The 13,089-nt window shown below is 70.6% G+C and carries 7 protein-coding genes; 3 read left to right on the forward strand and 4 right to left on the reverse strand.

Annotated features, from left to right (window positions below):
* Positions 1–47: 47 nt before the first annotated feature.
* The 4 genes from AC5Y5V_RS00845 to AC5Y5V_RS00860 form a co-directional block, all read right to left on the reverse strand.
* On the reverse strand, positions 48–2,024 hold the full coding sequence (locus AC5Y5V_RS00845) for a serine/threonine-protein kinase (RefSeq protein ID WP_499930598.1): 1,977 nt from the start codon (positions 2,022–2,024) through the stop codon (positions 48–50).
* 70 nt (positions 2,025–2,094) lie between these two features.
* Positions 2,095–4,050 (reverse strand): serine/threonine-protein kinase, encoded by a 1,956-nt coding sequence (locus AC5Y5V_RS00850; RefSeq protein WP_499930599.1) that lies wholly within the window; start codon positions 4,048–4,050, stop codon positions 2,095–2,097.
* A gap of 93 nt (positions 4,051–4,143) precedes the next feature.
* On the reverse strand, positions 4,144–4,650 hold the full coding sequence (locus AC5Y5V_RS00855) for a pullulanase (protein ID WP_499930600.1): 507 nt from the start codon (positions 4,648–4,650) through the stop codon (positions 4,144–4,146).
* Between the two features lie 24 nt (positions 4,651–4,674).
* Positions 4,675–6,129 carry a CCA tRNA nucleotidyltransferase gene (locus tag AC5Y5V_RS00860; protein ID WP_499930601.1) on the reverse strand — a complete coding sequence of 485 codons (1,455 nt, stop codon included), beginning with the start codon at positions 6,127–6,129 and terminating at the stop codon, positions 4,675–4,677.
* A gap of 201 nt (positions 6,130–6,330) precedes the next feature.
* Here AC5Y5V_RS00860 and AC5Y5V_RS00865 point away from each other — a divergent pair, with 201 nt between their 5' ends.
* The 3 genes from AC5Y5V_RS00865 to AC5Y5V_RS00875 are packed head-to-tail and all read left to right on the forward strand — an operon-like array spanning position 6,331 to position 13,063.
* Positions 6,331–7,065, forward strand: coding sequence for an NUDIX hydrolase (locus AC5Y5V_RS00865; protein ID WP_499930602.1), 735 nt, complete (start codon positions 6,331–6,333; stop codon positions 7,063–7,065).
* The gene (locus AC5Y5V_RS00870; protein WP_499930604.1) at positions 7,062–9,491 is read left to right on the forward strand and encodes a hypothetical protein; all 2,430 of its coding nucleotides are present in this window, start codon (positions 7,062–7,064) and stop codon (positions 9,489–9,491) included. Before AC5Y5V_RS00865 ends, AC5Y5V_RS00870 begins: the two co-directional genes overlap by 4 nt.
* Positions 9,488–13,063 (forward strand): lipid II flippase MurJ, encoded by a 3,576-nt coding sequence (locus AC5Y5V_RS00875; protein WP_499930606.1) that lies wholly within the window; start codon positions 9,488–9,490, stop codon positions 13,061–13,063. The genes AC5Y5V_RS00870 and AC5Y5V_RS00875 overlap by 4 nt, the downstream gene beginning before the upstream one ends.
* Positions 13,064–13,089: the final 26 nt, after the last annotated feature.

Raw genomic sequence — 13,089 nt, forward strand, 5'->3', positions numbered from 1 at the left:
ACGCATACAAATCGCAGGAAAAGCGCGCTGTCTAGGAAATCTGCCCGCTAGTCGGGCAAGCGGGTGAACGTTTCGTCGAACGCCTGACTGCGGCATTTCGTCCCGGGCGCTTCCTCGACGTAGCCGTGCCCGGTGATTTTCGTGATCGGGTCCTGGGCCGGCTGGGGAAGCGGGAACGTGGCGGTGTAGGTGACTCGGCCGGATCCCCCCGCGGGGCACTCGCCGAAGAACTTCTCGTTGCGGGTCCACGCCCCCTGCGCGAATACGAACGCTTCGCCTCTACCGGTTCGGCCGTCGAGAAAGTCGCTCATGCAGCGATCGCCTGTGCGCAGGCAGTCGGTGCGCACGCCGTAGTGCGCGAGGTCGCTGTGGGCGCCGTTGGCGTAGTTGACGATCCCGTCGTACCTGCCGTGCAGCCCTTCCGCCGGCGACGCGACGCGCGCGGGCAGGCCCGCCGGGTCGGGCAGCTGCGCGATGTCGGTGTCACCGGTCCGGGTGAAGGTGGCGGTTCGTTTGCTGAAGCACCCGCCGGCCGTGACGAGCGTCGATTCACCCGTGAAGGTCCCGCCGGGTCCGGGTTGCAGGAAGAGCGAATTCCACGCCTCGTCCTCCAAGTCCTTGCATTTGGTGCGCGAGGTGGTGACGGCGAGCCAGTGGTCGCCGACCTTGTCGAACACCACGCTCTTGGCCGGGTACTTGCCGCCGGTGGTGGCGGTGGCGACACAGCCGCTGCCGCATTCCGAGCGCAGCTGCCACGGCTCGGAGTATCCGGCCGCATCGGCGTCGGTGGTCGCGGGGTTGCCGTCCGCCCGCATCTTGGGGCCCAGGTCCGCGGTGAAGGTTCCGGTGAAGGGGCCGGTATTGGGCAGGGCCGACGGACCAGACCCCGAAGCACCGTGCGGCGCGGGACCCTTGTCGCCGGAATTGGACAGGGCGATCACGGCGACGACGGCCACGACGACCGCGAGCGCCCCGAGGCTCAAGAACGCGACGAGCCGCCCCCGGCGGGGACCGTCGGGGGCCGGTCGGGGCGGTACGGGCGGCGGCATCGGCCGGTACTGGGTGGGACCGACGGGTGAGGGTCCGGTGTACTGCGGTATCGGGCCGCTGGGAACCCCGCCGAAGTGCTGCGGATACGGGTTGGCGGGAATGCTCGGCGGTCCCGGCGGCGCCACCATCGTCGGGGGCACCGGGTTGGGTCCGGTCGACGGGGCGTTGACGGCGCTGCCGGCGGCCCGGGCGAACTCGCGGGTGGTGGTGAAGCGGTCGTCGGGGTTCTTCGCCATTCCCCGGGCAATGACGTCGTCCAGCGCGAAGGGCACGTCGGCCTGGGACGCGGACGCGCGTGGCGGGGGCACCGTCAGGTGCCCGCCGATCTGCTGCTCCAGGCTGTCGCCGCCGAAGGGCTGCCGGCCGGTGAGGCATTCGTACAGCACGCAGGCCAGCGCGTAGGTGTCGGCCCGCGCGTCGGTGTGCCCGGCGGAAATGCGCTCGGGGGCCATGTAGGCCCACGTGCCGATCACGTTCGAGGTGCCCGTCAGGCCGGACTGGCCCGCCGCGCGGGCGATGCCGAAGTCGATCAGGTAGGCGAAGTCGTCGTCGCTGACCAGGATGTTCGACGGCTTGACGTCGCGGTGCACCAGGCCGACCTGGTGGGCGGCGTGCAGCGCCGACGCGATCTGGTTGACGATCGCCACCGCCCGCGCCGGGTCTATCCGACCCTCGCTGAGGATGCTCTGCAGGTCGCGGCCCTTGATCAGCCGCATGGTCACGAACAGCCGGCCGTCGATCTCGCCGAAGTCGTGAATGGGCACGATGTGCGGCTCGTCGAGGCCCGCCGCCGACTTGGCCTCCCGCCGGAACCGCTCCTGGAACGTGGCGTCGTCGGCGTACTGCATCGGCAGGACCTTCAACGCCACGATCCGCTCGGTGCCTGTGTCGAAGGCGCGCCACACCTCGCCCATGCCGCCGCGCCCCAGCAGATCGAGCAACCGATACCGCCCGAACGGCGTCCCGTCCTCCACGGCCCCCTCCGTTCGGCAAAGTCACAGCCGCAACGATTAACGCACATAATGCGGTGTCTTGGCCAAGTAACTAGTCGCCGGTGCGGTTGAACGTCTCGTCAAAGGCGGTATTACCGCATTTCGAGCCAGGCGCCGGCGCTACTTCGTTGTAACCGTGCCCCGTCAGCGACGCTATTGGATTCGCTGCAGGCCTGGGAAGTGGCAGGGTAACGCTGATCTTGACATGGTTGCTACCGCCCGTTGAGCAAGGGGACTCAAATTCCACGTTGCTGACCCAGGTTCCATTGCCGAAGACGAACAGCTCGCCCGACTCGGTCGTTTGATCGATGAAGTCGCTCATGCATCGCTCGCCGGCGCGGAGGCAGTCCGTCCGCACACCGTAGTGCATGACGGCGTCCTTGGCTCCGTTCGCAAATGTCCTTTGAGAGTCGTAACGCCCGTGCAGCGCCTCCGCGGCGGACACCACCCGTGACGGCAGAGCCGCCGGGTCGGGTAGCAGCAAGATGTCGGTGTCCGCGGTTCGGGTCAAGCCTATGGTTCGCTTGCTGACGCACGCGTTAAGCGCGATTTCGGTCGCTTCCCCCGACACGGTGCCGTCAGGTTGCGGTTGCAGGGAAACGGCGGTCCATACTTCGTCGTCTACGCGGTCGGCGCAGGGTTTTCGTGAAGTCGAGACGGCGACCCATCGTCCCCCGACGTTGTCGAACACCAAGTCCTTGACCAGGGGATAGCGCCCACCAGTGGATGCGGTCGCCACGCAGCCCTTAGCCGTGCAGGCAGAGCGGAGCCGCCACGTCTCCGAGAACGCCTCCGCTTCAGGGCCCGACCTGGGACTTCCGTGTACCCCAGTCATGGGGCCATAGGCCGCGGTGAAGGTTCCGGTCAGCGGGCCCGTGTTAGGAACCGCGGCGAACGGCACGCCACTGGGTGCGGGCGTCGGGACACGCTGCTCGCCGGGGCCCCACAGGGCGACCGCCGCAACGACGGCCACGACAACCGCCACCGCCGCGACGCTCGCGAAGGCGATGGCCCGGCCTTGGCGGGAGGCCTTGGGTGACGGATGATTCGGCGCGTAAGGCATCGGCCTGTGCTGGGTCGGGGCGCTGGGCAGCGATGGGCCCGGCAACGGCGGCGACGGCTGGGGCGGGGACGGCCTTGCGGCGTTGCGGGGTATCGGGATGGTTCGGCGCGCTGCGTGCGGCCCCGTCACCGGATCGGTCAGGGCGGCCCAGCCCGCGCGCGCCAACTCGTGGGTGGTGGCGAATCGGTCGTCTGGGTTCTTGGCCATCCCCTTGGCGATGACGGTGTCCAGCGCGACGGGCACGTCCGCGCGCTGAGCCGTTGCGCGCGGCGGCGGCAGGGCCAAGTGACCGCCGATCTGCTGTTCCATGCCCTCGCTGCCGAAGGGTTGGCGGCTGGTGAGGCATTCGTACAGCACGCAGGCCAAGGCATAGATGTCGGCGCGGGGGTCGCTGCGCCCGCTGGTGATCCGCTCCGGCGCCATGTAGGCCCAGGTGCCGATCACGGTGGAGGTGCTGGTGAGGCCCGTTTGGCCGGCCGCGCGCGCGATACCGAAGTCGATCAGGTAGGCGAAGTCGTTGTCACTGAGCAGGATGTTGGACGGCTTGACGTCGCGGTGCACCAGATTCACTTGGTGCGCGGCGTGCAGCGCAGAGGCGATCTGGTCGATGATTCCGACCGCCCGCGCCGGATCCAGCGGGCCGTCGCGCAGGATGGCATGCAGGTCGCGGCCCCTGATCAGCCGCATCGTCACGAAGAGCCGGCCGTCGATCTCGCCGAAGTCGTAGATCGGCACGACGTGCGGCTCGTCGAGGCCGGCCGCCGACTTGGCCTCCCGCCGGAACCGCTCCTGGTACATCGCGTCGTCGGCGTACTGGGTGGGCAGGACCTTCAGTGCCACGACGCGCTCGGTCACGGTGTCGAACGCCCGCCACACCTCGCCCATACCGCCGCGGCCCAGCAGGTCGAGCAGTCGGTAGCGCCCGAATGGCGTCCCGTCTTCCAAGGCCGCCTCCCGCAGGTGGTCAGCAAACTCCTAGCCGGAAACGATAGACCCATAAACGGCGTCTGACGAGCGGCGCTGCCCGGGCGCACGTCGCTACAGGTTACCGGCCCCGTCGGCGAGGCCGTCGCCGTCGGTGTCGGTCAGCCGGACGTCCCACCGGCCGTCGCCATCGATATCGACATACGCCGTCACCCCGTGCTCGCCGTAGCACAGCACCCGGTCAGCCAGCCCGTCGCCATTGGTATCGATCAGCCGGTCGCGGCGGCCGTGGCCGTCGAAGTCGACGAACGGGCCGCCCTTCTGTTCGACGCCGTCGAGCCCGAACCAGCGCAGCTGCCCGTTGCGGTCCACGGCCACCGACCAGGTGCCCGAGCCGTCATCGGTGAAGTAGCTCTCCGGTGCGCCGTCGTTGTCGAGGTCCAGCACGGCGTGATCGGCCAGCCCGTCGCCGTCGAAGTCGGCCAGCGCGTCGTCGCGTAGCCCGTCACCGTCGAGGTCCAGGCCGATCGCGTCGAGGCGACCGTCGTGATCGAGATCCAGGTCGAACGGACGATTCCAAATGGATGCCGTCCCGTCGTCGCCGCCGATGCAATACTCCACGTCCGGTTGGACGCGCCCGCGGCCCTACCGGTTCCCGCGTTCCTTCCACCAGGCCAGCAGCTCGGCGGTCGCTTCCTCGTTGGTCAGCGGCCCGCGGTCCAGGCGCAGCTCCTTGAGGAACTGCCACGCCTGGCCGACGACCGGGCCCGCCGGAATGTCGAGCAGCCGCATGATCTCGTTGCCGTCCAGGTCCGGACGCACGCGCGCGAGATCCTCCTGGGCGGCCAGCTCGGTGATGCGAATCTCCAGCTGGTCGTAGTTGGCCTGCAGGCGGGCGGCGCGGCGCTTGTTGCGGGTGGTGCAGTCGGCGCGGACCAGCTTGTGCAGCCGCGGCAATAACGGCCCGGCGTCGGTGACGTAGCGGCGTACCGCCGAGTCGGTCCACTTCCCGTCGCCGTAGCCGTGGAACCGCAGGTGCAGATAGACCAGCTGCGACACGTCGTCGACCATCTGCTTGGAGTACTTCAGCGCCCGCATCCGCTTGCGCACCATCTTGGCGCCGACGACCTCGTGGTGGTGGAAGCTCACGCCGCCGTCGGCCTCGTGGCGCCGGGTCGCGGGCTTGCCGATGTCATGCAGCAGCGCCGCCCAGCGCAGCACCAGGTCGGGGCCCCCATCGGGCGCGCGACCCTCCAGCTCAATCGCCTGGCGCAGCACGGTCAGCGAATGCTGGTAGACGTCCTTGTGCTGGTGGTGCTCGTCGATGGCCATCTGCATGCCGCCGATCTCCGGCAGCACCACCTCGCCCATCCCCGTCTGCACCAGCAGGTCGATGCCCGCGACCGGGTCGTCGCCCAGCAGCAGCTTGTCCAGCTCGGCGGCCACCCGCTCGGCGCTGATCCGCGCCAGCTGCGGCGCCATCTCCTCGATCGCCGTGCGGACCCGCGCCGCCACGGTGAAACCCAGCTGCGACACGAACCGGGCGGCGCGCAGCATCCGCAACGGGTCGTCGCCGAAGGAAATCTCTGGGGATGCGGGCGTGTCGAGCACCCTGGCCCGCAACGCCGTCAGGCCGTTCAACGGGTCGATGAATTCGCCGGGCCCGGCCGCGCTGATCCGCACCGCCATCGCGTTGGCCGTGAAGTCGCGGCGCACCAGGTCGTCTTCCAGGCGATCGCCGAAGCGCACCTCCGGGTTGCGCGACACCTGGTCGTAGCGGTCGGCCCGGTATGTGGTGATCTCGAGGCGGTAGTCGTCCTTGCCGACGCCGACGGTGCCGTATTCGATTCCCGTGTCCCACACCGCGTCGGCCCACCCCCGCACCGCCTGTTGCACCTGCTCGGGAAGGGCATTGGTGGTGAAGTCCAGGTCCGGCGAAAGCCGGCCCAGCACCGCGTCGCGCACCGATCCGCCGACAAGGTACAGCTCGTGACCCCGGGCCTCGAAAGCCGAGCCCAGTCCGCGCAGCACGGCGGAGTGCTTGTTCAACGCGACCGCTGCTTTGGTCAGCAGCTCGGCATCCTGGACGGCTTCGGGCACGTTCGATGAGCGTAGTCGGGTGGGCCACGGCCGGCAGTGCGCGGTCAGCACGCCCGCCGTTCACTCTGCGCCCGGCGCGCCACCCGCTCGCACTCTTACCCAATAGCCGCAGACTGAACGGCGCGACCGCGAACGAGCCGCAGCCCCTCAACCGGCGAGTATGTCCGTTAGACCGCCACGTGGCAGTTAGTATCGCTTGAGATGTCGGACGGCGAACAGGCAAAACCACGTCGCCGCCGAGGCCGGCGCCGCGGTCGTGGCGCTGCAGCTTCGGCCGAAAATTACGTGGGTAACCAGCCGCCCGGTGACGCAGCGCAGTCGAAACCACGGCGGTCTCGTGCACCGCGCCGCGCGCCGGAGCGGCTACGTACCGTGCACGAAACATCCGCCGGTGGTCTGGTCATCGACGGCATCGACGGGCCGCGGGAATCGCAGGTGGCGGCGCTGATCGGCCGCGTCGACCGGCGCGGGCGGATGTTGTGGTCGCTGCCGAAGGGTCACATCGAGATGGGCGAAACCGCGGAGCAGACGGCCATCCGTGAGGTCGCCGAGGAGACGGGTATCCGCGGCAGCGTGCTCGCCGCGCTGGGCCGCATCGACTACTGGTTCGTCACCGACGGGCGTCGGGTGCACAAGACCGTGCACCACTATCTGATGAAGTTCTCCGGCGGCGAGCTGTCCGACGAGGACCTGGAGGTCGCCGAGGTGGCGTGGGTGCCGATGAAGGAGCTGCCGTCGCGGCTGGCCTACGCCGACGAGCGCCGCCTGGCCGAGGTCGCCGACGAACTGATCGACAAGCTGCAAAGCGACGGCCCCGCCGCCCTCCCGCCGCTGCCGCCGAGCACGCCGCGGCGCCGCCCGCAGACTCATTCGCGTACCCGCCACTCCGAAGAACGCCCGGCGGGCCCGACGAACGGTCGCGGGCCGGCGCCGTGACGTCGCCGCGAACCTGGTGGGCCGGCTTGATGCGCCTCATGGCCGTCATCGGCATAGTGGCCGGCCTTGGGGTGGTGCTCCTGGGACCCGCCTCCGCGCCGCGCGCGGCTGCGGGCGAGCCCGGCGCCACGCCGTTCATTCATGTCCGCATCGACCAGGTGACCCCGGACGTCGTCACGACCACGAGCGACCCCGTCGTCACCGTCACCGGCATGGTCACCAACATCGGCGACCGCCCGGTGCACGACGTGATGGTCCGGCTGGAGCACGCAACGGCGGTCGCGTCGTCGGCGGCGCTGCGCACCTCGCTCGACGGCGGCACCGATCAGTACCAGGCCGTCGGCGAGTTCGTCACGATCTCCCCCGAGCTGCAGCGCGGCCAGGAGGCGACGTTCACCCTGACCGCGCCGCTGCGCTCACTGACCAAACCGTCGCTGGCCGTCGACCGGCCCGGCGTGTACCCGGTGCTGGTCAACGCCAACGGCACGCCGGACTACGGCGCGCCGGCCCGCCTCGACAACGCCCGCTTCCTGCTGCCGGTCGTCGGGGTGCCCCCGGTCAAGGCCGACGACGCGGGCGCCGCCAATAACGCCATTGCTCCCGACACCTCCAAGCCGGTATGGATCACGATGCTGTGGCCGCTGGCCGACCGGCCGCGGTTGTCCCCCGGCGCACCCGGCGGCAGCATCCCGGTCCGCCTCGTCGACGACGACCTGGCCGGCTCGCTGGCCACCGGCGGCCGGCTGGACATCCTGCTGGCCGCGGCGGAGGTGGCGACCAACCACGACGTCGACCCCGACGGCGCCGTCGGGCGGGCGCTGTGCCTGGCCGTCGACCCCGACCTGCTGGTCACGGTCAACGCCATGACCGCCGGCTATGTGGTGTCCAACTCGCCGGAGAGCGCCGCGCAACGGCCCGGCACACCCACGCATCCCGGCACCGGCCAGGCCGCCGCGAACCTCTGGCTCAACCGGCTGCGCGCGCTGGCCCACCGGACGTGCGTGACCCCGCTGCCCTACGCGCAGGCCGACCTGGACGCCTTGCAACGCGTCAACGACCGCGGCCTGAGCACGGCCGCCACGCACAGCACCGGCGACATCGTCGACCGCATCCTCGACGTCGCCTCCTCGCGGGGGGCGACCGTGCTGCCCGACGGGCCGCTCACCCACCGCGCCGTCGACCTCCTCAACGCCAACGAGGCCACGGTCGCGATCGCGGCGGCCGACTTCACCGCCCAGGAGGCGGCCACCGGCTTGCATGCGGCCGACACCGTGCCCCGGCGGTTGTCGTCGCAGGTGGTGGTCGCGGCGTTCGACCCGGCCGTCGGGGCGGCGCTGGCGGGCGCGGGCAACAGTCCGATCATGCCCACCTATCTGGATTCCTCGCTGTCGGTGCGGCTGACGCACGACTCGGCGACCGCGCGCCGCCAGGACGCGCTGGGCTCGATGTTCTGGCGCAGCCTGGAACGCGACGCGACGCCCCGCAGCCAGCTGCTGGTGCCGCCGGCGGCGTGGAACCTGCAGGCCGACGACGCGCAGCTGATCCTGACCGCGCTGGCCACCACCATCCGCTCCGGCCTCGCCGTGCCGCGGCCACTCACCGCGGTGATCGCCGACGCCGGCGCCCAGATCGGCATCGGGAATCCGGAGGCGCCCGGCAACTACGCCTCGGGGCGTGGCCGCTTCAGCGACGACGTCACCGGTCAGATCAGCGGCCAGGTCGGCCGCCTGTGGGGCCTGACCTCGGCTTTGATGACCGACGAGCGCACCGGCCTGACCGGCGTCCAGTACACCGCCCCGCTGCGCGAGGACATGCTGCGCGCGCTCAGCCAGTCCGAGCCGCCCGATACCCGCAACGGGATGGCGCAGCAACGGCTGGCGGTCGTCGGCAACACGATCAACGACCTGTTCGGGGCGGTGACGATCGTCAACCCGGGTGGCTCCTACACCCTGGCCACCGAGCACAGCCCGCTGCCGTTGGCGCTGCACAACGGCCTGGCCGTGCCGATCCGGGTGCGGCTGCAGGTCGACACGCCGCCGGGCATGAACGTCAGCGACGTGGGCCAGATCGAGCTGCCGCCGGGCTACCTGCCGCTGCGGGTACCGATCGAGGTGCGCTTCACGCAGCGGGTCGCCGTCGACGCGTCGCTGCACACGCCGGACGGCATGCGGCTCGGTGAGCCGGTGCGGTTCTCGGTCCACTGCAACGCCTACGGGAAGGTGCTGTTCGCGATCACGCTGACCGCCGCCGCGGTGCTGTTCGCGCTGGCCGGGCGGCGGCTGTGGCACCGCTTCCGCGGCCAGCCCGACCGCGCGGACCTCGACCGCCCCGACCCGCCGCACCCCCGGGCCGACCGGGACGAGCGGGGGGCCGAGCGGCGGGCCGACCGTCGAGCCGCTGATCGGGTCGAAGAGCACCGGGTATGAAGCCCGCACCCCAACGACCGCGGGTAACGCCGCGGCACATCCCCGCGCCGCAGCCACCCGCGCGGCGAGCCGAACTGTCCGACGCCGCCCTGGTCTCCCGGTCCTGGGGCATGGCGTTCGCGACGCTGATCAGCCGGATCACCGGCTTCGCCCGCATCGTGCTGCTGGCCGCGATCCTGGGCGCCGCGCTGTCCAGCGCCTTCTCGGTGGCCAATCAGCTGCCGAACCAGGTCGCCGCGTTGGTGTTGGAGGCCACGTTCACCGCGATCTTCGTGCCGGTGCTGGCCCGCGCCGAGCAGGGCGATCCCGACGGGGGCGCGGCGTTCGTGCGTCGCCTGGTGACGCTCACCACCACCCTGCTGCTGGTCGCCACGACGCTGTCGGTGCTCGCCGCGCCGCTGCTGGTCCGGCTGATGCTGGGCCGCAACCCACAGGTCAACGAACCGCTGACCACCGCGTTCGCCTACCTGCTGCTGCCGCAGGTGCTGTTCTACGGCCTGACGTCGGTGTTCATGGCAATCCTGAACACCCGCAACGTGTTCGGGCCGCCGGCGTGGGCGCCCGTCGTCAACAACGTCGTCGCGATCACCACGCTGGTGGTGTATCTGCTTGTGCCCGGCGAGCTTTCGGTCGACCCGGTGCGGATGGGCAACACGAAGCTGCTGGTGCTCGCGGTCGGCACCACGCTGGGGGTGTTCGCGCAGACCGCGGTGCTGCTGGTCGCGATCCGGCGCCAGCACATCAGCCTGCGCCCGCTGTGGGGAATCGACGATCGGCTCAAGCGTTTCGGCGCGATGGCCGCCGCGATGGTGCTCTACGTGGTGATCAGTCAGCTGGGCTTTGTGGTCGGCAACCAGATCGCCAGCACGGCAGCGGCTTCCGGGCCCGCGATCTACAACTACACCTGGTTGGTGTTGATGCTGCCGTTCGGCATGATCGGGGTCACCGTGCTGACCGTGGTCATGCCGCGGCTCAGCCGCAACGCCGCCGCCGACGACACCAAGGCCGTGCTCGCCGACTTCTCGCTGGCCGCCCGGCTGACCCTGATCACGCTCATCCCGATCGTGGCGGTCATGACGGTGGGCGGTCCGGCGATGGGCAGCGCGCTGTTCGCCTACGGCCATTTCGGTGGCGTCGACGCCGGCTACCTGGGCGCCGCGATCTCGCTCTCCGCGTTCACGCTGATCCCCTACGGCCTGGTGCTGCTGGAGCTGCGGGTCTTCTACGCCCGCGAGCAGCCCTGGACGCCGATCGTGATCATCCTCGTCATCACCGCCGTCAAGATCGCCGGCTCGGTGGCCGCGCCGCACCTCACCGGCGACCCCAAGCTGGTAGCCGGTTTTCTGGGCCTGGCCAACGGCCTGGGCTTCCTGGCGGGCGCGATCGTCGGCTACTACCTGCTGCGACGGGCGCTGCTGCCGCGCGGCGGCCAGTTGGTGGGCGTCACCGAGGCGCGCACCATCCTGGTGACGACGGCCGCGTCGCTGCTGGCCGGCCTGCTGGCCCACGTGGCCGACCGGCTGCTGAGGCTCGGCGCGCTGACGGAGCATTTCGGCGGAGCGGGTTCGCTGCTGCGGCTGGCGGTGCTGACGACGATCATGCTGCCGATCCTGGCCGTGGTGATGCTGCGCGGCCAGGTCCCCGAGGCGCACGCGGCGCTGGGCGCCATCAGGCGCCGGACCGGGCGGACGGCCGGTGGGCGGAAGGAGGCCGGACCGCCGGTATCGTCTCGACGCGCCCCGGTCACGTACCCTGAGCAGAGGAATTCCACCCCGCCGGGGACACATGCGGTCCAGGAGCCGATCCGGCGCAGACCTCCGGAACGGGTAGCCAGAACCGGGATAGCGAAAGGACCGGAGGTGAGCGACCGCCCATCGGAGAGCACGTCCTCTGATTTCGCGTCCGATCCCGCGCGCGCCCATGACCTGGCGCGTCCGATCGCCGACGACTTCCAGCCCGACATTCCCAAAGACGTAGATCCCGCCCCGGCGGCCCGGCCGTCCGAGCCGCGCAACGGCGATCTACCCGACGAGCCGATCCGCCAGCCCGCCACCGATTCGTCGGGGGCACCCGACGACGTCCACCTGGTTCCCGGTGCGCGCATCGCCGGCGGCCGCTACCGGCTGCTGGTCTTCCACGGCGGCGCGCCGCCCCTGCAGTTCTGGCAGGCGATGGACACCGCGCTGGAACGCCAGGTGGCGCTGACGTTCGTCGACCCCGACGGGGCGCTGCCCCCGGAGGTGCTGCAGGAGATCCTGGCCCGCACGCTGCGGCTCAGCCGCATCGACACCCCCGGTGTCGCGCGGGTGCTCGACGTCGTCCACACCGGCAACGGCGGCCTGGTGGTCTCGGAGTGGATCCGCGGCGGCTCCCTGCAGGAGGTCGCTGACACCGCGCCGTCACCCGTCGGCGCCGTCCGGGCGATGCAGTCGCTGGCCGCCGCCGCCGCGGCGGCCCACCGCGCGGGCGTCGCGCTGTCCATCGACCACCCGGCACGGGTGCGCGTGAGCATCGAGGGCGACGTCGTGCTGGCGTATCCGGCAACCATGCCCGACGCCAGCCCGCAGAACGACATCCGCGGGATCGGCGCCGCGCTGTACGCCCTGCTGGTCAACCGGTGGCCGCTGCGGGAGTCCGGGGTGCGCAGCGGGTTGGCTCCGGCCAAGCGGGACGCGTCGGGCAACCCGGTCGAGCCCACCGTGATCGATCGCCACATCCCCTTCCAGATCTCCGCGGTCGCCGTCCGATCCGTTCAGGAGGACGGCGGGATACGCAGCGCATCAACGCTTTTGAACCTGCTGCAGCAGGCGACCGCAGTCGCGGACCGCACCGAGGTGCTCGGCCCGATCGAGGACTCCGAGCCCGTCGACGAGCCCCCACGCACCGCCGCCCGGCGCGCGCCGGTGGCCCGTGACGCCGGGGCGTTCGGTCGGCGGCGGCGCAACCTGCTGATCGGCCTCGGCGCCGGCCTGGTCATCATTGTCGTCGCCCTGCTGGTGCTGGCGTCGGTCGTGAGCAAGATCTTCGACAACGTCGGCGGCGGCCTCAACAAGGACGAGCTTGGCCTGAACACCCAGACGTCGTCGACGGCGTCGTCGTCCGCCTCCAACGCGCCCGCGGGCAGCAACGTCAAGCCGACCAGGGTGGCGGTTTTCCCACCTGGCGCCGACGCTGACTCACCCCGCACGGCCGGCAACGCGATCGACGGCGACCCGGGCACCTCCTGGGACACCGACATCTACACCGACGCCGACCCCTTCCCCTCGTTCAAGACCGGGGTCGGTCTGATGTTGCAGCTGCCCAAGCCCACGGTCATCGGCTCGGTCACCATCGACATGGCGGGCACCGGCACCAAGATCGAAATCCGCGCGTCCGCCAGCCCGACGCCGTCGAAGCTCGAGGACACCACGGTGCTCACCCCGGCGACGGCGGTCAAAACCGGACGCAACACCATCTCGGTCAAATCCGCCGCCCCCACGTCGAACCTGCTGGTGTGGATCTCCAAGCTGGGCACGCTGGACGGCAAGAACATGGCCAAGATCTCCGAGATCACCATCCAGGCGGCGTCCTGACCGGTCCCGGCATACGTCGATTTGGG

The sequence above is a fragment of the Mycobacterium sp. NGS68 genome (assembly GCF_059812195.1).

Coding starts and splice junctions, on each gene's coding strand:
- AC5Y5V_RS00865 (WP_499930602.1), top strand. CDS start 6,331: ATGTCGGACGGCGAACAGGCAAAACCACGTCGCCGCCGAGGCCGGCGC.
- AC5Y5V_RS00875 (WP_499930606.1), top strand. CDS start 9,488: ATGAAGCCCGCACCCCAACGACCGCGGGTAACGCCGCGGCACATCCCC.